We start from the raw sequence: 22,382 nt of genomic DNA, 5'->3' as shown, positions 1-22,382 counted from the left end.
CTGCGAGGATATTATGTCTAAAATAACCGTTTCTACTTTAAATAAAATGAAAGCAGAAAATAACAAAATCACCGCATTAACCGCTTACGATGCCAGTTTTGCGAAGTTATTTCATGATAACGGTGTGGACGTTATTTTAGTTGGCGATTCTTTGGGCATGGTGCTGCAAGGTGGCGACGATACCCTAGGCGTAACCAATCAAGATATAGCCTATCATACCCGCTGTGTACGCGGTGGCAGCCGTGAGCTTTTTGTAATAGCCGATATGCCTTTTATGAGCTATTCAAACGTTAGCGACACCTGTAAAAACGCAGCAGAGTTAATGCGTGCAGGCGCTAATATGGTAAAACTTGAAGGCGGTGAATGGCTTTACGACAGCATTAAAAGTTTAACGCAGCAAGGTATTCCTGTTTGCGGCCATTTAGGATTAACGCCGCAATCAGTACACGTATTTGGTGGCTTTAAAATTCAAGGCCGCGAAGACGACAAAGCGCAAAAAATGATTGATGATGCAAAAGCCCTAGAAGCCGCAGGTGCCCAATTATTAGTGCTTGAGTGTATCCCAAGTGTTCTCGCTAAACGCATTACCGATGCCGTCACCATTCCTACCATAGGTATTGGCGCTGGTAATGTAACGGATGGCCAAATACTGGTAATGCACGACTTAGTCGGTATTTCGGCAGGATACATTCCTAAATTCTCTAAAAACTTTTTACTGGAAACTGGCAACATGCCAGATGCAGTTAAAAAATATTGTTCAGACGTTAAAAGTGGCGCGTTTCCAAGCGCCGAACATGAGTTTAAATAATGCAGTCAATTACTGAAATTAAATCATTACGTAGTCAAATTAAAGCTTGGCGCCAAGCAGGTTTAAGCGTGGCTTTAGTGCCAACCATGGGCAACTTACACCGCGGCCACTTTTCATTGGTTGAAAAAGCAAAAACAATGGCCGATAAAGTGGTTGTGAGTATTTTTGTCAACCCAATGCAGTTTGGTGCCAACGAAGATTTAGATAGCTACCCACGTACATTAAACGAAGACAAACAAGGCTTAGCCGACTTAAACACCGATATTGTGTTTACCCCAAGCGTAGACACCATTTACCCAAATGGGCTTGGTGAGCAAAGCTTTGTAGATGTACCAGGCGTATCTATGGGGTATTGTGGCGGCACGCGCCCAGGACACTTTAGAGGCGTTGCCACGGTAGTGACTAAGTTATTTAATTTAGTACAACCAGATTATGCATGCTTTGGCGAAAAAGACTTTCAGCAGCTGCAAGTGATTAAAACCATGGTACGCGATTTATCAATTCCGGTTGAAATTGTTGGTGTACCGACCATGCGTGAAGTTTCTGGCTTAGCTATGAGCTCGCGAAATGGCTATTTATCTGCAGAGCAAAAAGCCACGGCTACCGCATTATTTAAAACACTAAACAGCTGCGCTGAGCAGCTCAAAGCAGGTAATACCGATTACAAAGCACTTGAGCAAAGCGCACAGCTTAGTTTAGAGCAAGCCGGCTTAAAGCCAGATTATTTTGAGATAGCTCAACGAGATACATTAAAAGCTGCTACACTTGATGATACACAACTTGTTATTTTAGCTGCCGCCTTTTTAGGCAATGTTAGATTAATCGACAACTTACAAGTTGAGATTTAACAAAAGCGCAGTTCAACGTTAAGGATAAGCATGCAAACATTTATTAAAACGAGTGCCCTCGCCCTTTCATTTTCATTGTTAGCAGCTTGCCAAAATCAAGTGAAAAACCCTGAGTTAAACCAATGCGCACAACAAAACTATCAGTGCGAAAATAGTTGCGATCAGCAATCGATTGACAAAGGGTTAAAACAGCAAGTGTGCTCTGCCAAGTGTGTAGAGAGCTATAATCAGTGTAAAGCACAAGCGCAAAAGCTGACTGATCTGTAATCGCTTTTTAGTAAGTTAATCTGTTTTACGCTTTAAAATTTTACACACAAAAAAACCGCTCATTGAGCGGTTTTTTTATTGGTTGGGTTTAAATTATAAACCTAACTTTTTAAGCTCTGCTTCTACTAACTTAGCAGATAGTGGTACGTAACCATCTTTTTCAACGATTTTTTGACCGTCTTTAGAAAGTACCATTTTTAAGAACTCAGCTTCAATTGGTGAAAGCGGCTTATTAGGGTGCTTGTTCACGTAAACGTATAAGAAACGAGAAAGTGGGTATTTACCTTTAGCAACATTATCAAGCGTTGCATCTACGTAGTTAGTGCCTTTTTTAGATAAAGGAACCGTACGTACACCCGACGTTTTGTAACCAATGCCTGAGTAACCAATCGCATTTAATGAAGATGAGATTGACTGTACAACAGAGGCTGAACCTGGTTGCTCATTTACGTTGTTACGGAAGTCACCTTTACACAGTGCTTTCTTTTTAAAGTAACCGTAAGTACCTGATACAGAGTTACGTCCGTATAATTGAATGTCTTTTGCAGCCCAGTCGCCCGTTAGGCCAACATCGCTCCAGCGGTTAACTTGCTCAGACGCACCACATTTACGAGTAGATGAAAAAATAGCATCTACTTGGTCAATACGTAAGCCTTCAATTGGGTTATCTTTGTGTACAAATACCGCTAATGCATCAATCGCTACACGCACTTCTGTAGGCTTGTAACCGTAGCGTTTTTCAAACGCTTCGATTTCTTTTGATTTCATTTTACGGCTCATAGGACCCATGTTAGAGGTGCCTTCGGTAAGCGCTGGTGGAGCAGTAGACGAACCTGCCGCTTGAATTTGAATATTTACATTTGGGTAAATACGTTTGTACTCTTCAGCCCAAAAAGTCATCATGTTAGCTAAAGTATCAGAGCCTACAGATGAAAAGTTACCTGAAACGCCGTTAATTTTTTGATATTCAGGAATTGCGTCGTCAAGAGCAACAGCCTGTGCAGATACTAATGTTGTAACAGCCACACCCATTGCGGCAACTAAGTTTTTAAATTTCATGCGGGGTTCTCCGATTTGTTCGTCCCATTTCCTAACTGTCGTCTACTGTAAAGTGAGTAGATGACAGTTACATTACTCTTAAATGACACTTTTATGACTTTGGTTTTTATTGCCTTTAACTTGCTAAGTTAACAAGCTTATCCTTTGAAAAGTCGAAAGAAAAACACGAGCCTTTACCAAGCTCACTGCTTATATTTAATTTACTATCGTGACGTGTAAGCACATGTTTAGTAATTGCTAAGCCTAAACCTGAGCCACCGGTTGTGCGACTCCTTGCTTTATCTACGCGGTAAAAGCGCTCTGTTAAACGATTTATATGCTCTGGTGCAATACCATCGCCATTATCATTTACACTAAAGTGCGCAAGCCCCTCTTTACGCTGCCAGGTAACAACAATTTTTCCGCCCGCTTTAGTGTAATGTATAGCGTTAAACACTAAATTAGAAAACGCACTGCGTAGCTCATCTTCAGAGCCTTTAATATCAAGCTCATTATCTATATCAAAAATAAGCTCGTGGCCTTTGTCTTGGTTTATAGACTGCGCTTCGGTTTTAATGTAGTTGAGCATTTGCGGCACATTTATGGCTTTGTCGTTGTCTTGCCTGCGCGCCCCTTCAATACGCGAAAGAGATAAAAGCTGATTAACTAAGCTGTCCATACGCTTACATTGCTCAAGCATAGTATTTTGCGCTTTATTCCACATTGCGGGCGGTGGCATCATATCGCCATCCATCATCTCAAGGTAGCCAGTAACAACCGTAAGCGGCGTACGCAGCTCATGCGATACATTGGCAACAAAGTCTTTGCGCATTTGCTCTAGCTGCTTTAGGCGTGTTACATCACGTACCACCACCATAAGCTGCGTGTTGGCATACGGCATTACCCTAAATTCAAGCACTTGGTCAACAATATGCCCGTTATCAAGCTCTAATGGCTCTTCAAATTCACCGCGCAGCATGTACTTGGCAAATTTAGGTTCGCGTATTAGGTTATCTAGGCGCTGGCCATGATCGGTAGGCCACTGTAGCCCCAATACTTTAAGTGCAAGTTGGTTACACCAGACAATGCTTAAATCACTTTGCAACACCACTACAGCATCGGGTACGGCTTCAGCTCCATCGCGAAAGCGACGAATTAAATCGGCCAGTTCATTGCGTTTTTTACGATTACGGTGCTGTAAATGATAAATGCCTTCAAATACTTGTTCCCACGCACCCTCGCCCTCTGGTGGGTTAAAGCTACGTTGATTTAAAAGCCAATCGCTTAAGCGATAAAGTTGATGATAATGCCAGACTAAAAGAGAAGAAGTGCCTAAAAATAAAAGCAAAAAAGGTGCACCAATAAGCACACCAACTAATAACAGGGGTAAAAAATAGATAAACAGACGTTTTACTAACGCCTGTTTATTAATAACTCGATACATACACTCACTTTACCTTTAAGTAGTAATTTATGCGTACTCACACCCTAGCTGCGGTACCTTATAATTTACTAGAAAAACGATAACCTGCACCACGTACTGTTTGTACTAAGCGATCATGCCCCAGTGGTGCAATCGCTTTGCGTAAACGACGTATGTGCACATCAACTGTACGGTCTTCTACGTACACATTAGTTCCCCAAACATGGTCAAGCAGTTGCTCACGGCTATAAACACGCTCTGGGTGAGTCATAAAAAAATGTAATAATCTAAATTCGGTTGGGCCCATATCAAGCTCGCTTCCCTCAGAGGTAACGCGGTGCGATATTGGGTCTAAACGCAAGCCATGTACTTCTATGGCTTCTTCTAATGAGGTAGGCGATACACGGCGAATAACCGCTTTAATACGAGCCATTAACTCTTTAGGAGAAAAAGGTTTAGTGACGTAGTCATCTGCCCCCACTTCTAGGCCGCGTACTTTGTCTTCTTCTTCGCCGCGGGCTGTAAGCATAATGATTGGAATTTGGCGTGTGTATTCACTTTGCTTAAATTGCTTAGCAATTTGAATACCGCTACCACCTGGTAACATCCAATCGAGTAAAACCATATCTGGGTACGGTTCAACCATAGCTGCAATTGCAGAATCGTAATCTTCTGCTTCAATTGCTTGAAATCCATTTTGCTCTAAAACAAAAACTAACATCTCTCTGATAGGAGCTTCATCATCTACGACTAGTACTTTACGTGACATTCCAAATTATCTCTTACGCTATCGAATTAGTTTTCATTATTATGACTAAGTATGACATTTTTATGAAAGTGTAACGTGTAAATTAAAATCCTGGTAAAAAAAACACAAAATAGTGACAAAAAACCTCATTAACGTCATATTTTTAAAACTATTTTGCAAATTACGGTTAATCAAAACATATTTACAAAAAGATGACAGTTTTATTTCTGAGTAGATATCCATGGCGGGATCATTACTTTACTAACACAGTAAAAAAACCAGATACGAAACTGAGTTTGCACTGGAAGATGTCATTACGTGGTTAAAAATAGATCTGTTTTTTACTAAGCAGCCTATAAAAAGATCAGATTTTTACTAAGCCGATCGGGTTTGGGATCACGGTTATACTTAGTCAAACAACTAAGCACCTGATCTATTGTACAAATAAAAAACGATCTGATTGATTGAGCGCCTAACGTGGCGTAAATTTATGCGCTAGTTGGTAAATAAATGATCCGAATACGGGGCGGTTAGTAAATCAGTGATCCCATTTTATTAAGTTGGTACAACAGTGATCCCAGTGCCTTGCGGTATAAAAAAACCAGCTGGATTACGCCAGCTGGTTTTTATAACGGTATTTTATTAATCAAAGATCATTATTTAATTTGTGGGTCTAACTCACCACTTAAATATTTAAGGTGCATGTCATCAAGTGAAATTGGCTTAATTTTACCTGCTTGACCAGCTGTACCAAACGCGTTGTAACGCGCAACACAAATCTCTGTCATTGCTTTAGTTGCTTCTGCTAGGTATTTACGCGGATCGAAGTTAGATGGGTTAAGCGCCATATGACGGCGAATAGCACCGGTAGAGGCCAGGCGTAAATCGGTATCAATATTTACTTTACGTACACCGTATTTGATCCCTTCTACAATTTGCTCAACAGGTACGCCGTACGTTTCAGGAATTTCGCCACCGTATTGATTTATGATCTCTAACCACTCTTGTGGTACAGACGACGATCCGTGCATTACTAAGTGCGTGTTCGGGATACGTGCGTGAATTTCTTTAATACGATCAATCGCTAAAATGTCATCTGTGGGTGGGCGCGTAAATTTGTACGCACCGTGCGATGTACCACAAGCAATTGCCAAGGCATCAACATGGGTTTTATTTACAAAATCAGCGGCTTCTTCTGGGTCGGTAAGCATTTGATCAGTAGTTAGTTTACCTTCTGCGCCTACACCATCTTCTTCGCCCGCTTCACCGGTTTCAAGTGAGCCAAGTACACCTAGCTCGCCCTCTACCGATACGCCACAAGCATGTGCCATAGCCACGGTTTCGCGTGTTACTTCTACATTATATTCGTAGCTTGATGGGGTTTTTCCGTCAGTCATTAATGAGCCATCCATCATAACTGATGAAAAGCCAAGTTGAATTGAGCGTTGGCAAACACCGGGTGAGGTACCGTGATCTTGGTGCATTACTACTGGAATGTGCGGCCATTCTTCAACGGCTGCTAAAATCATGTGGCGGATAAATGGAGCACCAGCATAAGCACGTGCGCCTGCTGATCCTTGAACAATTACTGGGCTGTTTGTTTTATCAGCCGCTTCCATTATTGCGCGCATTTGCTCTTGGTTATTCACGTTAAAGGCTGGAACGCCGTAACCGTGTTCAGCTGCATGATCTAAAAGTTGTCGCATACTGATTAAAGCCATTGGGTATTCTCCAATTTATCGACAGCAGTCTCCTGCCATCTAGTTTGAACGGATATGTTAGTTTGACGCAATCACTGCGCCACAAAATAAAGCAATTTACACTGCTTAGTTTTGTCTTAATTAACTATTAAATAAGGGTGAGAGGTATTTAATAATTAATCGTTGGTGAGGGTTTCCCCTCACCTAATGCGGCTAAAATTTATTATTTAGCGCGCGACTCTAGCATTTCTACTGCTGGAAGTTTTTTGCCTTCTAAAAACTCTAAGAACGCACCACCACCGGTAGAAATGTAAGATACTTTATCGGCAATGCCGTATTTATCAATTGCCGCTAAAGTGTCACCACCGCCTGCAATCGAAAACGCATTAGAGTTAGCAATTGCCTGGGCAATAGCACGTGTACCATTACCAAACTGATCAAACTCAAATACGCCAACTGGGCCATTCCATACAACAGTACCGGCGTTTGCAATAATTTTTGCAAGCTGGCTGGCTGTATCAGGGCCAATATCAAAAATCATGTCATCGCTTGTTACTTCGCTTACATCTTTAAGCGTAGCGACCGCAGAGTCTGAAAATTCATTACCTACTACAACATCAGTCGGTACCGGAATTTCACCATCGTTTGCTTTAGCTGCTGCACATAAACGATTTGCTTCATCCATTAAATCAGCTTCATAGAGTGATTTACCAACCGGATGACCCGCAGCAGCAATAAAGGTATTAGCAATACCGCCACCTGTTACAAGCTGATCTACAATCGTTGAAAGCGAGTCTAAAACAGTTAATTTAGTTGATACTTTAGAACCACCTACAATGGCCACTAATGGGCGTGCTGGGTTATCTAGTGCTTTACCTAGTGCTTCAAGTTCTGCTGATAATAACGGGCCAGCACAGGCAACATCTGCAAATAAGCCAACGCCATGAGTAGACGCTTGTGCGCGGTGAGCGGTGCCAAATGCATCCATTACATACACATCACACAGGGCAGCAAGTTGTTTTGATAGGGCTTCGTCGTTTTTCTTCTCGCCTTTATTAAATCGTACGTTTTCAAATACAACTACTTCGTTATCGGCAACTTCAACGCCGTTTAAGTAGTCTTTTTCAAGGCGTACATTTTGCTCAAGTGCATCGTTTAGGTAATCGGCTACAGGGGCAAGTGAAAATTCGTCATCGTACTCGCCTTCCGTAGGGCGGCCAAGGTGCGACATAACCATTACTTTAGCGCCTTTTTCAAGAGCTAGCTTAATAGTAGGTAGTGCAGCACGAATACGTGCATCTGAGGTCACTTTACCTGCTTTAACTGGTACATTTAAATCTTCACGAATTAATACGCGCTTGCCGTTTAAATCTAAATCTGCCATTTTTATGACCGACATAACATCTCCTTAGTTAACGATACTTGAACCTGAAAAATAAATTTTAAAATTATTATAAAATGCTTACTTAGCCATCATCGCACGTGCTGTATCTAGCATGCGATTGGCAAAACCCCATTCGTTATCACACCAAACAAGTAACTTTATCAGGCGTTTGTGACTAACACGTGTCTGCGTGCCATCAATAATACAAGAATGTGGGTCGTGATTAAAATCAACCGATACCAATGGCTCTTCGGTGTAACTTAAAATACCTTCTAAGCGGTCTTTTGCTTGGGCTTTAAGAGCCGTATTTACCGCCTTTAAATCTACATCGGCATTTACTGTAACACTTAAATCCATTGCCGTTACGTTAATTGTCGGCACGCGAACCGCTATGGCTTCAAAGCGCCCTTCAAATTTGGGTAAAATGCGGTCTATTCCTCGTGCTAATTTTGTATCAACCGGAATAATAGACTGACTCGCAGCGCGGGTACGACGTAAATCATGATGGTACGCATCAATCACTTGTTGATCGTTCATCGACGCGTGAATAGTGGTAATAGCACCCGATTCAATGCCAAACGCATCATCTAACACTTTAATAACAGGCACCACACAATTTGTAGTACACGAGCCGTTAGATACTATAGTGTGCTCGCGTTTGAGCTCATCGTCGTTAATGCCATACACAATGGTGGCATCTACATCGTTATCAGCTGGGTGCGAAAACAACACCTTTTTAGCACCCGCGGTAATGTGTAATTGTGCATGCTCGCGCGAGTGATAAACACCGGTACATTCAAGCACTACATCTACATCAAGGGTTTGCCAAGGCAATTCTACTGGGTTTTCTTCACAAAATAGTGCAATGGTATCGCCTGCAACACTAATGGTGTCTTCACCAAGTTTTACAGGAAAAGAAAAACGACCGTGGGACGTGTCGTATTTTAATAAATGAGCAATAGCTTCAGGGTCAGCAAGTTCGTTAATCGCAACAATTTTTATCTCGTCGCTCAAACCTGACTCGTACAACGCGCGGACAATATTTCGACCAATACGACCAAAACCATTAATTGCAAGTTTGATTGCCATGAAATATAAAATCCACTCTCTTTACGTGCAGACAAAGGCATCGATGCCTTTTAGATGGCTGTATTGTAATCGACCTTGAACATTATTATAAGAGGGAGCGATTAGAAACTTTAAATTAACCCAAAAGTAGCTAATTTACTTGGCTACTTTTGGGCATAAAGCGAGCTTGCTTTATTGCTTACTGTAGTGCTTTTAAAGCATTAATTATATCTTGCGGCTCTGAGCGGGTGCGGTAATCAACATCAACATAGCGCCACGTCACTTTACCTTCGCTATCTAAAACAAACGTGGCAGGGATAGGTAAAATACTGCCGTTGCCGTTATTAAGCGACTCTAAATCAAGGCCGCGGTCTTCGCGCATATGATCTAATAAAAATGCAGGTACTTGCCACGCTACGCCATAGCTTGCTGCTACATCTGCATTTTGGTCACTCAGCACGACAAAATCCATATTACGTATGTCGTTTTCGCTCATTGAGCCATCGGGCGCTTGTGGGCTAATAGCCACCAGCTGTGCGCCTAATGCGTGAATTTCAGCTAGGCGTGACTGCAATGCTTTTAGCTGTAAATTACAATAAGGGCACCAACTACCACGATAAAAAGTTATAACCACAGGCCCTTTTGCAAGTAGCTCATCTAATAAAACTTGCTCACCGTGCTGGTTCGGCAGTTCAAAGCGTGGGGCATTTTGATCTAAATTAAGTGCATTTGCCCCTTCTTGAAACGCTTTTGCCTGAGCAATGGTTTCATCAACGCCTTTCATAAAATCAGGGTTACCTTTTCGCCCTGCTGCTACTTTTGCCTCGGTTTGTGCTTTTAACGTGTTGCTTTCATCGCTCATAATACTGCTACCTTCAAATTAATCAAAAACATAAAACTAGCTTACAGTACGAACATGTATTTGAAATGAAATTATTAATTTAATCAGTTATCTCTAAATCAAACACCACGTTTATGGATGATTTAAAGCTTATTGTTGCCTGTAAATCGTTACTACGTATTTGAGGAAAAGAGTTATTATCATGCTGCGCCCTGTGCATCTTGGTTATGGCTGTACTAAAACCACTGTCATAGTTGTTTTTAGTTGAGCGAATAGTGCGTACTTCACCTACTTTTGCATTGAATGAATCAGCAAGTAAATCCGCTTTTATTTTTGCATCTTCAATTGCTAACTGTGTGGCTTGCGCTTGTAATTGCTCAAATTTTGAAGATAAAAACTCAATATTTTGAATCGCATTTACTTCTTGGTTCAATAAAAAATCGGTTAAGTCGCTCACACGCTCAATACTGTTTAGCGTTACTTCAAACGTTCTTATCGCTGCGTATTCGCTAAGGGCCTGATGCCCTGTTTCAATATAATCCATTCCTGTTTTTTCAATTTTAACGTTTGAGGCAACTACGTCATCGGCGCTTATTTCAAATTGATTGAGCCCATCTATTAATAACTTCACTTTATTCTCAAGCGCGTTATTGGCGGCATTCGGCTCATTTTTAACACTATTCACTTTAAATAGTATTTTAGCCATGTCAGGCTCAACTAATACCTCAGCAGTGCCTTGCACTGAGATATGACGATTGGCAGGTAAGCTCGAATTAGCACAAGCGATGAGTGGCAAAAAGAGTAGAGCAATAGCGGTAATGAGTTTCACGTCGTTCCTTAAAGTAGTTAGTTAAATAATGATTACGTAACCGTACCTATAATCATACATGTAAAAATAAAAGAAAACTGCCCTTTATTGTAAGCAGAGTTTACCTCGCGCGGCATAAAGCCGCGTCTACAGCCAACCTAGGTTAACTCACCCACTTTTAGCTCTTTACCACGGTTTATTTGGTAGCACTGGGCTAATAATAATTCGGCGGTGGCCTGTGCGTCTGTAAGTGCGTTATGGCAATGATAGCTTGGTAACTCATAACGTTTGCGACACGCACTTAGGGTTAAATCATCTTGTTTTATTTCTGCGCCTTGGCAAATAAGGCGCTTTTTTTCTATGTGGAGGGTGTCGAGTATCAACTTAGGTTGTGCGTTTATATTGGAACCTTTAAGGGCTGCTTTTAAAAACCCCCAATCCAGTATGGCGTTATGAAAAACCAAAATATGGTCACTAAAATCACGGCTTAGCTGCGTTAATATAGTGTGCAGGCTTTGTCCTTTAGCAACCGTGTCTTCTACAATGCCGTGAAAAACAGGACTTTGGTCTAAGCGTTTAACGTTTTTATTAATTAAATGCTGAGACTCACTCATTTTTATACATTGGTTATCTATTTTTACCCAGGCTACCGAGACAATTTCATGCTGGTTTACATCAAGCCCAGTAAGCTCTAAATCAATCACTAAATAGCGTTGCGTTAACGCATTTTGACTTAAAAGATTACGCCTTTTTATATACTTACTGAGCCATTTTTTTACCACAGCGCTTACCTCTTGTTACAAACTGCCACGGGCAAATTTAAACGCCGCGGCTTGCTGCGCTTGTTTTACTAAATAAAAAGCCTCCTTAAGCTGATGACGCTCTAATGAACTTAATTTATCGGGATTTATGCAGTTACTTGGCAAACCTTCTTCGTTTATTTGCGTACTAAAACGCAACTGAGTTAAAAATCGCCAGCAATCTTTTAAATTATAAATATCGTCTTTATTTAGCAGTGAATGCTTAAGTAAAGCATCTAAACGCTCTTGGGTATTGGCGCGTTTTATACCTGCTTTTAACGCATATAAACGAACTATATCGTTAATGATCACCACACCACGCTTTTTTAAATCAATGTACTTATGGTTGTTATCATTTTTTTGCGTTTTAAGTTTATTAAACAAGCCAATAGGCACTGAGCTGGCTCTTATATCGGTTGCCATAGCAGCATAAAATAACTCATCGCGCGATATTCTGTTTAACTGCTCGCAAAAGCCGCTGTATAGGGCATTGGAGCCTTCTATAAAGCGCAAATCAAAAAATATTTTGCAGTTAAGCATGGCGCTTGGGGTTGGGCTTTTTATCCATTTAAAAAAGCGCTCGCACCACTGGCTTACACTCATTCTGCATTCATCGCTGCTGGCCATTATATTTCCGGGGCAACGCCTAATGCCACATTCTACTAACTGCTCACATACAAACTCCCCCATGTGTTTAAAGTAAGCTTGGTGTTGCTCGCTTAAATCATCTGGGAGTAATAAGCCGTTGTCTTGATCTGAATGTAGGGTTTGCTCTTCGCGTGCTTGCGAGCCAAAACATATAAAGCAAAAACTGGTGGGCGCTGCGCCATTTTCTTCTTGAAATAAATGAATAAGACGCGAGGTAAGTGCATCGGTTAAGCCGCTGAGCAGTTTACCAATTAGCGATATGTCTTCTATGTTGTACGAAAAACTTCGCAGTAACTCAGGGATTTCGCCCGCATAACGTTTTAAATCGGCAATGCTGTGGGCTTTATAAATGCGGCCAATAAGCTGCACAGGATCGCTTTTTTGCTGGCGAAGTAAATCGGTACTGGTAAGCATACCCAAAGGCTTATGGTTTTCATCAAGTACAGGTAAATGATGAATATTGTATTTAAGCATTAAATGCAAAGCAGAAAACACCCGATTGTTTTCAAATATAAATTTAGGCTTTGCACTCATTATGCTGCTAACCGCATCTTGTGGATCGACTTCATCGGCCAGCACACGGTTGCGTAAATCGCGGTCGGTCACTACGCCAACTAAAATGGCGTGTTCGGTGATCATAATTGACGATACACCGTGTTTTTTCATTTTTTTAGCGGTTTGCCTAATACTGGCATCGGGGGCTAAGGTTATGGCGGTGCGGGTCATCAGCTCAGATATTCTGCGCTCAGACCAGCTATCGTTTTTACTTTTATAATGTGATGAAAGTAAACGATTGGCGTGCGCGCGTACAAAATACTGCTCAAACGGTTTGTACTGATGACGTAAAAAGTCAAAATGCGTTTGCGCAAGCATATACACTATGCCCTCTTTTTGTACCTGTAACCTATTTTGAATCGCTTCCCCTGTTAACAAAGAGGGATAACCAAAATAATCACCCTGCGCTAAACGCTTCACTACATCGCCTTTTGCATCCACTAGGTCGTATAAACCGGAGCGAATTAAAAAAAGCTTTGGGGTTTGCGTTTGCAGCCACTGCGCTTGGTTTTCTCGGGTTAAATAAACACTATCAATATGGCTTACAAAATACTCACACGCACTGTCGTGTAGCATGCTAAATGGTGCCTGCATACACACAAACTGGGCAACTTCCTGCTGCTCTACACTCATTGCTGTACTCTTAAAAAGTATACACAAAACCTAATGTACTCATTATTTGAACAAATAAAAAGCCCGACTAAAGTCGGGCTTTTGGTGCTTTATTTTTAAGTAGGCTTAGCGCATTAATGTGCGTGTGCTTCACCTGACCCTTTAGGATTACGAATACCTTCCACCATTTGTTGTATTTCAAGCGGTGTCGATTTTGTTAATTTAAGTACGGTTGCAGCAACCACAAAGTTAATTATCATTCCCACTAAGCCAATTCCTTCGGGTGAAATACCTAAGAACCAATTTTCTGGGCTATTAAGCTCAGGGCTTACAAATTTAAAGAAGATAATATACGCAGCGGTAAAGCCTATACCGGTCACCATGCCAGCAATTGCACCTTCTTTATTCATTGTTTTAGAGAATATCCCCATAATAATTGCCGGGAAGAAACTCGCCGCCGCTAAACCAAAGGCAAAGGCGACCACCGATGCAACAAACCCAGGCGGGTTAATCCCAAAGTAAGCCGATATAACAATGGCAATCATCGCGGCTAACCGTGCAGCTAGTAGCTCTTGTTTATCGCTTATGTCGGGTTTAAGGGTGCGTTTAAGTAAATCGTGCGACACTGAGGTCGAAATAACCAGCAATAACCCCGCTGTGGTTGAAAGCGCAGCAGCAATACCACCGGCCGCTACTAATGCGATTACCCATGCTGGTAAATCAGCAATTTCAGGGTTAGCCAGTACCATAATATCGCGGTCTACTTTTACTTCGTTTGCGCTTGTTGGGTCTTCTACCTTGCCGGCGGTGTAAAACATTTTGCCGTCGCCGTTTTTATCATTAAAGGTAATTAAACCCGTGCGTTCCCAGTTTTTGATCCACGCTGGTGCTTGAGCGTACTCTGTACCGCTACCATCTTTACCGTTAATGGTGTCAATCATGTTTACGCGTGCAAACGAGGCAACCGCCGGTGCAGTAGTGTAAACAATAGCAATAAATACCAGTGTCCACGCTGCTGAAATACGGGTATCTTTAACGCGTGGTACAGTGAAAAAGCGAACAATTACATGCGGTAAACCTGCAGTACCCACCATTAAAGCGCCGGTAATAGCAAATACGTCAATCATGCTTTTAGAGCCTTCGGTGTATTGTGCAAAGCCCAGCTCTGCGCTTAACCCGTCTAGCTTATCAAGTACATACATGCCTGAGCCATCACTCAATGTGGCACCAAAGCCGGTTTGCGGGAAGAAGTGGCCTGTCATCATCATTGAAATAAAGATAGCGGGCACAAGGTAGGCAAACACAAGCACACAGTACTGCGCTACTTGCGTGTAGGTAATGCCTTTCATGCCGCCAAGTACCGCATAAAAGAATACAATCACCATTCCAATGTAAACACCGGTTTCAATTTCTACTTCTAAAAAGCGCGAAAATACCACGCCTACGCCACGCATTTGTCCAGCAATGTAAGTAAAACAAATAAAGATTGCACACAAAATAGCAACAACACGTGCTGTTTGTGAGTAGTAACGATCGCCTATAAAGTCAGGTACAGTGAATTTGCCAAATTTACGTAAGTAAGGCGCTAAACACATAGCGAGTAATACATAGCCGCCAGTCCACCCCATTAAGTAAACACCGCCATCGTAACCTGCAAACGAAATAATACCCGCCATTGAAATAAACGACGCTGCGCTCATCCAATCGGCTGCGGTTGCCATACCATTGGCAAGCGGAGGTACGCCGCCCCCTGCCACGTAAAACTCATTTGTAGAGCCTGCACGCGCCCAAATTGCAATGCCGATATAAAGCGCAAAACTTAAACCAACAATTATAAATGTGAGTGTTTGAACATCCATTACCTAGCTCCTATTCGTCTACGCCGTATTTTTTATCTAACGTGTTCATTTTGAAAACGTAAACAAAAATCAAAGCTACAAAGGTGTAAATAGCGCCCTGTTGTGAAAACCAGAAGCCAAGTTTAAACCCAAAAAAACGTACTTCATTCAGTACATCTACCAGTAATATGCCAAAGCCAAATGAGACCACAAACCACACTGCTAGTAACTTAAACAGTAGTGAAATGTTTTCTGCCCAATAAGCTTTTGCTTGTTCTTCATCTTTAAAAGCCATTTTTATTTTCCCCTTTAAGCATTGCATAATTGCAATGAGTGGTTTTTTTATAGTCGGTTATTAATTTAGCAACGCGGCGTGAAGAGTGAAGTGAGACCATAGTCGTAACAGCCTGTTAACGTTTACGTAAACTGCAAATGCAATTGTATTTAAAAATACAATTACACATAATTTTCAGTAGGTTAGCTTTTGCCTAAGCGCGTTAACGGCAAAATTTAAGTGGCTTTGTGTAAAAATGCGACATTAGTCTAATAAATCATCAACAATATAAATAATCATTTAAAATCAATACAATAAAAACAACGTTAATATTTTGCATAAAATTGTGCACGCACACTTAAAGTTATCTCTGGTATTGTGTGTGGGTATAAATAATAAGGTTTAATAACAACATGACTGCTGTACTGATTTTTGTAGCATTAGGCTACATTGGGGTGCTGTTTTGGCTTGCTAATTGGGGCGATAAAACAACACCACTTGCTAAACGGATTAGCCATCATCCTTTTGTGTATTCGTTATCGTTAGGGATTTATTGTACCTCGTGGACGTACTATGGTTCGGTTGGTACCGCCGCCACCAGTAGTTGGAGCTATTTACCCATTTTATTGGGGCCTTCATTGTTGTTCTTTTTTGGCCAAGGCTTTTTACGCAAACTGGTATTAGTAAGTAAAAAACAAAACATTACCACCATTGCCGATTTTATTTCTGCCCGCTATGGTAAACGTCAAACCAGTGCAATACTGGTCACTGTTATTGCCCTACTTGCTACCATTCCCTATATTGCGCTGCAGTTAAAAGCACTCAGTACCAGCTTTTTGCTTTTGCAAAACAGCAATCAAATATCTGGCGAAATGCTTACCCTCACCGCCACGTTAATTATGGCGCTGTTTGCAATATTTTTTGGTACCCGTAAGGTAGATGTTACCGAGTACCGCTCTGGGCTTATGCTAGCAGTCGCCTTTGAGTCAATGATAAAGCTCATTGCGCTTATTGCCGTCGCTGGCTTAGCCTTGTACACCTTATTTAATTTACCCACCCTTAGCGGCGACAAAGTCACAGAGTCGATTTGGCAACACTGGGGCAACTTTAACTTTTTTAGTTTTAACTTTATTGGCCAGTCACTTATGGCTGCCGCGGCCATAATTTGTTTACCACGACAATTTCATGTCACCGTGGTAGATAACCAAGACAAACGCCATTTATTTACTGCTCGCTGGGCTTTTCCGCTGTATTTATTACTCACCGCTGCGATGATAATTCCTATTGCTACTGCCGCAATTCACCCAAGTATTGGTAGCAGTTTTTCACCCGATAGCTTTGTATTAGCGCTACCGCTTATTCACGACCAAGCTTTTTTAAGTACCTTTGTATTTATTGGCGGGCTTTCTGCAGCCACCGCTATGATAGTGGTGGCCACACTTACGCTTAGCACCATGATCTCTAACGATGTAGTGCTGCCGCTTATGCTACGCCGTAAATTTAAGCGCAACTTAATTACCAGCAGTTATAAATCGCAAATTTTACTAGTCAGGCGCTTTACCATAGCCGGCATACTTATATTGGCTTATTTTTATCAGCAATGGTTTGGCCATGGTAGTGCGCTGGCCAGTATGGGGCTGGTGGCATTTTCGTTAGTAACGCAGCTGCTCCCGGCTATTGTGGGCGGGCTTTACTGGCGTAAAGGCCATGCTTATGGTGTATATGCGGGGCTATTAGCGGGTTTTATTTGTTGGGTATTATTTTTAATGATGCCAATTTTAGATGCCGGCAGTGCCCTTGATAGCGAGCTTCAGCAAACCCTTATTACACGCGGCACTCTGATTGCCTTATTTGCTAACATTGGCTGTTATATTAGTTTTTCGTTAGGGGCAGAAGAGCGCTTGATAGATAAAATTCAGGCGGCTGCATTTGTTAACCCTAAAGATCAGGCTATTTTATCGCGCCGCTTAAACAAAAATGTTAAAGCCACGGTTTACGACTTTAAAATACTGCTGCAAACCTTTTTAGGTATTCAGCGTAGCCAACAAGTACTGGCGCACTTTTCACTTTCGCACCAGCTAAGTGACAATAATGCCCACCCCGAGCCCGAATTTATAGCCTACTGCGAGCGTGCGTTAACTGGAGTATTAGGGGCGTCTTCGGCGCAGGCGCTAATACGTACGGTTTCATCGGGTAAACGTATGGCCTTTGAAGAGGTGGTTAACTTTTTTGACGAAACCACACAAGCATTGCAGTTTAACCAAAACCTTTTGTATACCTCGCTCGAAAACTTAAGCCATGGTATTTCGGTGGTCGATAAAGATTTAAAACTGGTGGCATGGAATAAGCGCTACAGCCAAATGTTTGGCTACCCTGACGGCTTTTTAGAAGTGGGGCAACCCATTGAAGATATAATAAGGTACAACGCAGTACGCGGTGAATGTGGCCCAGGCGAAATAGAGCGCCAAGTAGAAAAACGCGTTCAGCATTTAAAAAATGGTAGCTCGCATCACTTTATTCGCCACCGCAGAAACGGCCAAGTGTACGAAATGATAGGTAACCCCCTACCCGATGGCGGCTTTGTAACGAGTTTTTCAGACATTACAAACCATATAAGTACGCAAAATGCGCTTGAAGAAATTAACATGGATCTTGAAAACCGCATTGAGGCGCGAACTCAAGAAGTGCAAACCATTAATAAAGACTTACAAGCACAAATAGATAGTCGAGTAAAAACAGAGCAAGCACTTACTTTAGCCAAGCGCGAAGCAGAGCAAGCCAACGACAGTAAAACGCGATTCTTAGCACTGGCAAGCCACGATATTTTACAACCCCTTAACGCGGCGCGTTTATACCTTGCCGCCATTGATGAAAAGCAGCTTGATACAACTAACCAAAATAGTTTTAATAAGCTTGGCCACAGTTTAGACTCAACCGTGCATTTAATGTCGGCCTTACTAGAAATTGCCAAGTTAGAGCAAGGCGCAATGACCCCAACCCCTCGGCACTTTTGTATAAACGATATACTTATGCCACTGCAAAGCGAGTACGCTATTTTATCAAGCGATAAAGGCTTAAAACTAACCGTGCGTTCAAACGCACAAATTGTGCATAGCGACATCACCTACTTGCGCCGAATTATACAAAACTTGGTGTCTAATGCGGTTAAATACACCGAAACAGGGCGAGTATTAATAGCATGCAGAAACCGTAAACATAATTTACGTATAGAAGTATGGGACACCGGCCCAGGTATTAGCCAAATAGAACAAGCTAAAATATTTAACGACTTTTACCGTATAGAAGCCGGTGATAACAAAGGCGTTGGCTTAGGGCTTGGCGTTGTAAAACGTATGGCTGATTTACTTAGCTTAGAGCTTGATGTGCACTCAGAGCCCGGTAAAGGGAGCCGCTTTAGTATTGAAGTACCCTATGGAGATGCACAGTTTGTACAACAAAAAGCAACGGCCAGCAGCTTAGTAGAAAACCGCGACGCGATTAACATAGTCGCGGTAGACGATGACCCCGAAAACCTAGCAGCAATGGCCAGTTTACTTAAAAAGTGGCAAGCCAATTACACCTTGTTTGACGATGTAAATAAAGTACTCGCGCACGCTAAACAGCACGCAGCGCCCGATGTAATTTTAATGGATTACCAATTAGGTAATGATTGCGATGGTATTTCGCTTATAAAAACACTGCGTGATACATGGCAAAGCGAAGTGCCCGCCATACTTATAACCGCCGTACGCGACACCGAGCTTAAACAAGAAACCAAAGCGGCTAATATACATTATTTAAGTAAGCCTATTAAGCCAGGTAAGCTTAAAGCTTTACTTAATCACAGCACGTAATAGCTAATTAGCAGCAAAAAATAAGCCCAGCATTAGCTGGGCTTATTTATGTGCTTAACAAAGCGTTGGAACCCTAAATTATTAGGCTGGTTTGGCTTGGCTGCGTAGTTTTTGAAATAACCAACTTAGCCCCACTAACGACAAGCCTAAGCCAATAAACGACAGCGCTTTTAAAAGCCCCGTTAAATTAGCCATGTCCACTAAGAATACTTTTAAAATAACCGCTGCCAATAATCCTAACCCTATCTTTTGGATTAATAGTTGATTTTTTAAATGCCCTAGCACCACAGTAATAGCCCCTAACACAAGCCAAATAACCGAGTAGCTATAAAGCTCTGCGTTGCTTGCACCTGTTGATAAGTAAATATAAGGGCCTTGCCAGTATTGGCGTATAAAGCCATTAATTGCCAACACACTCAATACACCCGCTACTGTGAGTATAAATGGCGCAGCTTTTGTATACAGCGGTTTAATTAACGTATAAAGCCAAAGCACGAGACCCGCAGGCACTAACCAAAGCAAAAATAGCCAATTAAATACAAAATATTCGCCAATATAAATAGAGCTTAAAAATGGATTAGCGTTTAGTAAGGTGCTCAGTGCAGTAACACCCGCAGCACCTGCTAATGCCATGCCTGCCACTTGGTATAATTTAGCTAAGCTACCGGCAATACGAGCACGGTGTAAATATACACAACCCAGCGCAAGCCAATTACAGGTGAGTAAAGCTTGTTCGTAAAAGCTCAAAGAATCAAACTGCGGATAGTGCCCTACCAGTTGATAGCTGGTTTCGGTGGTAATAAATAACGCCAAGCAATGCAGCGCTGCGCCTTCAAGCCAAACTTTTAAATGCGATGCGTTAAAGCATTTGGCTGCAGTATAAAATAACACCACACACAAAGGATAAACTACTAAGCTCCAGTGTACACCCAATACACTAAGCGCCTCGTAACTTGGGGTCCACGGTGACAGTGTAAGGCGAAGTAGTAATGCAGCCACCAGCGCTTTAATTGGCCAATGTGGCATAGGCACCCGATAGCGGTTTATTAACACGCTAATAAGTAAAACTTGAATAGCCAGTGCAATGGTTAGCCCGCTGTCATTTAATAACATAGTAATAGCAAGCGTGATGTTGGCATTTGCCCCCACCCAATATGTAAAGCGCTGAAAAAGCGTTGCGCCACCTATTGCACACTTAATTAAAATGGCGCTACTTGTAAGTAGTATCACTGCCCACAATGGATAGGCTGTGGCCAACGCATGGTTTGGGATTATAGCGTATAAGGTGGCAATCATTATAAATACGCTAAACGAGGCAGTAATATGAAAAGTCAATCGTTTAGGTTGCCACTTTATACCAAAATAAAGCCCATATACGCTGAGCGCTAACCCTAAAAATATAGCGCCACCATATTGGTGCCTAAATATAAATAGCGAGTCAGAATAATCAGCATAATAAGAAGGCGTGCTTAATAGCCAGAGTACTGCTATTAACATCGCCACCCCTTGCCATAAATCCCAGCGGCTATTTTTAAGCACTAAAAACAGCAATGTTAATATGCTTAACGCATTTATTATTTGCCACTGTAAGTAGTTAGTACTATCAAAAAGCATAGCCAGTAACAAAGGGACAATACAGGCAAGCATTAAAGGGTTACTAGGGAGTGCGTTTATTAGGCGCTTTAAACTATGTGGGCGAGTTTCAACCACCGCAAGTTTTAACCCCAAGCGCGGCACGGCAATTAAACCAATAACACTTAATAGCCCATACGTGCCCATAAGCCAAATGGTGCTGCTGTTAGCTAAAGTAAAGCCAACAACATACCAGCTTAAATGCCCCGCCCAAAGTAAATACCACAGCCATGCACGCTGTACTTTATGCGCGACCAGCGCAGCAGATAAGCTCACAAACCCAATGTACATATAAAGCGCAAATAAATTATTGCTGCCGGTATTAATCAGCACGGGGACACAATAAGCACCAATAATACCTAGTACGGCTAATACTGGGCCAAGCATTATTGCCATAGCGCTCGCACTTATGGCAATAACCCCAAGTACAACAAATGCTGTTAAGGGGCTGATCATGTTATAGCTGCTATACGCTAATAAGGTCAGTGCAAAGCACGTAATAAAACCCCCACTGGCAAGCGCTGCAGGTATATAGTTCTTAAACCCTTCAAATACACTATTTTTGTAATGCATATAAGCTGCGGCTGCAATTAAGCCACCACCAAATAAACCGCCTAGAGTTAATCGCATTGCAGGAGAGAGCAACCCGGCTTCTAAACTGTACTTTGCTAAAAATATACCGCCTAGCGCCAATGCGATTGCGCCTATCCAGGTCATCCAGTTTTGTTCAAAGTCGCTACGCAGTTTTTCAAAAAAAGAAGTAACAAGTGTGGGTTTGAGATTTTTACTGCCTTGCTTATGTTTATTGGCAGAAGCATTACCGGGAGGCTTTATTGCTGAAGCTGACGTTTTTACCTGGTCACGAGGCTGACTTGGCTGATTGGATTGATTAGGGCTAACTTGATTAAAAGTCGCCTCATTGCTATTTGCTTGAGCCGTGTACGCATGTTCAGCTGTGGAGCAATTGGTGCTTTTATCGGCGTTTTCACCGTGGCTTTGTGCGTTGTTAGCTAATTCTAAACTAAGTACTTTTGCTTTTAATTGGGCAATTTCTTGCTTTAAATTACTAAGTTGTGCAATTGCGACAATACCGCAAATAGCACCGGCCATTATTGCAAATGCAAATAAACCCACTATTCCTAAAAACTCATCCATGGCACGCTCTTTTTATTTATTATGTTATGAGTGTACCTAAAATTTTTAAAAGTTATAGCAATCTGCTTATATATGGGTTTA

17 protein-coding genes are annotated in these 22,382 nt (G+C 41.8%); 4 read left to right on the top strand and 13 right to left on the bottom strand.

Annotated elements, in window-relative coordinates:
- Window positions 1-13 precede the first annotated feature (13 nt).
- Genes panB through PSH54_RS09765 form a run of 3 tightly spaced genes read left to right on the top strand, consistent with a single transcriptional unit; the run spans window position 14 to window position 1,923 of the window.
- Entirely contained in the window at window positions 14-808 is a 795-nt protein-coding gene (panB, locus tag PSH54_RS09775; RefSeq protein WP_024033191.1) for a 3-methyl-2-oxobutanoate hydroxymethyltransferase, read from the top strand.
- Window positions 808-1,656 carry a pantoate--beta-alanine ligase gene (gene panC / locus PSH54_RS09770; protein WP_004586087.1) on the top strand — a complete coding sequence of 283 codons (849 nt, stop codon included), beginning with the start codon at window positions 808-810 and terminating at the stop codon, window positions 1,654-1,656. Before panB ends, panC begins: the two co-directional genes overlap by 1 nt.
- Window positions 1,657-1,686: 30 nt before the next feature.
- Window positions 1,687-1,923 carry a hypothetical protein gene (locus PSH54_RS09765; protein ID WP_024033192.1) on the top strand — a complete coding sequence of 79 codons (237 nt, stop codon included), beginning with the start codon at window positions 1,687-1,689 and terminating at the stop codon, window positions 1,921-1,923.
- 93 nt (window positions 1,924-2,016) lie between these two features.
- Here the strand turns inward: PSH54_RS09765 and PSH54_RS09760 are convergent, their stop codons facing one another.
- The 12 genes from PSH54_RS09760 to PSH54_RS09705 form a co-directional block, all read right to left on the bottom strand.
- Complete coding sequence (locus tag PSH54_RS09760; RefSeq protein ID WP_004586085.1) at window positions 2,017-2,982, bottom strand: PstS family phosphate ABC transporter substrate-binding protein; 966 nt, start codon at window positions 2,980-2,982, stop codon at window positions 2,017-2,019.
- A gap of 115 nt (window positions 2,983-3,097) precedes the next feature.
- Entirely contained in the window at window positions 3,098-4,405 is a 1,308-nt protein-coding gene (gene phoR, locus PSH54_RS09755) for a phosphate regulon sensor histidine kinase PhoR (RefSeq protein WP_004586084.1), read from the bottom strand.
- Window positions 4,406-4,463: 58 nt separating this feature from the next.
- The gene (gene phoB, locus PSH54_RS09750; RefSeq protein WP_004586083.1) at window positions 4,464-5,153 is read right to left on the bottom strand and encodes a phosphate regulon transcriptional regulator PhoB; all 690 of its coding nucleotides are present in this window, start codon (window positions 5,151-5,153) and stop codon (window positions 4,464-4,466) included.
- Window positions 5,154-5,788: 635 nt separating this feature from the next.
- Window positions 5,789-6,853 carry a class II fructose-bisphosphate aldolase gene (gene fba, locus PSH54_RS09745; protein ID WP_004586082.1) on the bottom strand — a complete coding sequence of 355 codons (1,065 nt, stop codon included), beginning with the start codon at window positions 6,851-6,853 and terminating at the stop codon, window positions 5,789-5,791.
- Between the two features lie 202 nt (window positions 6,854-7,055).
- Window positions 7,056-8,231 (bottom strand): phosphoglycerate kinase, encoded by a 1,176-nt coding sequence (locus tag PSH54_RS09740; protein ID WP_004586081.1) that lies wholly within the window; start codon window positions 8,229-8,231, stop codon window positions 7,056-7,058.
- A 63-nt stretch (window positions 8,232-8,294) separates the two neighbouring features.
- A complete protein-coding gene (epd, locus tag PSH54_RS09735; protein ID WP_004586080.1) occupies window positions 8,295-9,305 on the bottom strand; it encodes an erythrose-4-phosphate dehydrogenase in 1,011 nt (336 codons plus the stop codon).
- 178 nt (window positions 9,306-9,483) lie between these two features.
- Window positions 9,484-10,146 carry a peroxiredoxin-like family protein gene (locus tag PSH54_RS09730; RefSeq protein ID WP_264390037.1) on the bottom strand — a complete coding sequence of 221 codons (663 nt, stop codon included), beginning with the start codon at window positions 10,144-10,146 and terminating at the stop codon, window positions 9,484-9,486.
- A 79-nt stretch (window positions 10,147-10,225) separates the two neighbouring features.
- Window positions 10,226-10,954 carry an SIMPL domain-containing protein gene (locus PSH54_RS09725; protein ID WP_273606038.1) on the bottom strand — a complete coding sequence of 243 codons (729 nt, stop codon included), beginning with the start codon at window positions 10,952-10,954 and terminating at the stop codon, window positions 10,226-10,228.
- A gap of 137 nt (window positions 10,955-11,091) precedes the next feature.
- Window positions 11,092-11,715 carry a 3'-5' exonuclease gene (locus PSH54_RS09720; RefSeq protein WP_256845428.1) on the bottom strand — a complete coding sequence of 208 codons (624 nt, stop codon included), beginning with the start codon at window positions 11,713-11,715 and terminating at the stop codon, window positions 11,092-11,094.
- Window positions 11,716-11,730: 15 nt separating this feature from the next.
- Window positions 11,731-13,569 (bottom strand): DUF294 nucleotidyltransferase-like domain-containing protein, encoded by a 1,839-nt coding sequence (locus PSH54_RS09715; protein WP_004586076.1) that lies wholly within the window; start codon window positions 13,567-13,569, stop codon window positions 11,731-11,733.
- Window positions 13,570-13,682: 113 nt separating this feature from the next.
- A complete protein-coding gene (locus PSH54_RS09710) occupies window positions 13,683-15,407 on the bottom strand; it encodes a sodium:solute symporter family protein (RefSeq protein ID WP_004586075.1) in 1,725 nt (574 codons plus the stop codon).
- 10 nt (window positions 15,408-15,417) lie between these two features.
- Window positions 15,418-15,681: a DUF4212 domain-containing protein gene (locus PSH54_RS09705; protein WP_004586074.1), complete on the bottom strand. Its 264-nt coding sequence runs from the start codon at window positions 15,679-15,681 to the stop codon at window positions 15,418-15,420.
- 392 nt (window positions 15,682-16,073) lie between these two features.
- Here PSH54_RS09705 and PSH54_RS09700 point away from each other — a divergent pair, with 392 nt between their 5' ends.
- A complete protein-coding gene (locus tag PSH54_RS09700) occupies window positions 16,074-19,514 on the top strand; it encodes a PAS domain-containing hybrid sensor histidine kinase/response regulator (RefSeq protein ID WP_273606037.1) in 3,441 nt (1,146 codons plus the stop codon).
- 81 nt (window positions 19,515-19,595) lie between these two features.
- On the opposite strand, the gene PSH54_RS09695 is transcribed toward PSH54_RS09700, so the two are convergent.
- A complete protein-coding gene (locus PSH54_RS09695; protein WP_273606036.1) occupies window positions 19,596-22,301 on the bottom strand; it encodes a DUF2339 domain-containing protein in 2,706 nt (901 codons plus the stop codon).
- Window positions 22,302-22,382: the final 81 nt, after the last annotated feature.

The sequence above is a fragment of the Pseudoalteromonas sp. Angola-30 genome (assembly GCF_028599215.1).
Classification (GTDB): Bacteria; Pseudomonadota; Gammaproteobacteria; order Enterobacterales; family Alteromonadaceae; genus Pseudoalteromonas; species Pseudoalteromonas atlantica.
This window is presented reverse-complemented; position numbering and strand designations above follow the sequence as displayed.

What these genes read in the sequence shown, in the direction of transcription:
- panB (WP_024033191.1), top strand. Translation starts at nt 14, where the DNA reads ATGTCTAAAATAACCGTTTCTACTTTAAATAAAATGAAAGCAGAAAAT.
- panC (WP_004586087.1), top strand. Translation starts at nt 808, where the DNA reads ATGCAGTCAATTACTGAAATTAAATCATTACGTAGTCAAATTAAAGCT.
- PSH54_RS09765 (WP_024033192.1), top strand. Translation starts at nt 1,687, where the DNA reads ATGCAAACATTTATTAAAACGAGTGCCCTCGCCCTTTCATTTTCATTG.
- PSH54_RS09760 (WP_004586085.1), bottom strand. Translation starts at nt 2,982, where the DNA reads ATGAAATTTAAAAACTTAGTTGCCGCAATGGGTGTGGCTGTTACAACA.
- phoR (WP_004586084.1), bottom strand. Translation starts at nt 4,405, where the DNA reads ATGTATCGAGTTATTAATAAACAGGCGTTAGTAAAACGTCTGTTTATC.
- phoB (WP_004586083.1), bottom strand. Translation starts at nt 5,153, where the DNA reads ATGTCACGTAAAGTACTAGTCGTAGATGATGAAGCTCCTATCAGAGAG.
- fba (WP_004586082.1), bottom strand. Translation starts at nt 6,853, where the DNA reads ATGGCTTTAATCAGTATGCGACAACTTTTAGATCATGCAGCTGAACAC.
- PSH54_RS09740 (WP_004586081.1), bottom strand. Translation starts at nt 8,231, where the DNA reads ATGTCGGTCATAAAAATGGCAGATTTAGATTTAAACGGCAAGCGCGTA.
- epd (WP_004586080.1), bottom strand. Translation starts at nt 9,305, where the DNA reads ATGGCAATCAAACTTGCAATTAATGGTTTTGGTCGTATTGGTCGAAAT.
- PSH54_RS09730 (WP_264390037.1), bottom strand. Translation starts at nt 10,146, where the DNA reads ATGAGCGATGAAAGCAACACGTTAAAAGCACAAACCGAGGCAAAAGTA.
- PSH54_RS09715 (WP_004586076.1), bottom strand. Translation starts at nt 13,569, where the DNA reads ATGAGTGTAGAGCAGCAGGAAGTTGCCCAGTTTGTGTGTATGCAGGCA.
- PSH54_RS09710 (WP_004586075.1), bottom strand. Translation starts at nt 15,407, where the DNA reads ATGGATGTTCAAACACTCACATTTATAATTGTTGGTTTAAGTTTTGCG.
- PSH54_RS09705 (WP_004586074.1), bottom strand. Translation starts at nt 15,681, where the DNA reads ATGGCTTTTAAAGATGAAGAACAAGCAAAAGCTTATTGGGCAGAAAAC.
- PSH54_RS09700 (WP_273606037.1), top strand. Translation starts at nt 16,074, where the DNA reads ATGACTGCTGTACTGATTTTTGTAGCATTAGGCTACATTGGGGTGCTG.
- PSH54_RS09695 (WP_273606036.1), bottom strand. Translation starts at nt 22,301, where the DNA reads ATGGATGAGTTTTTAGGAATAGTGGGTTTATTTGCATTTGCAATAATG.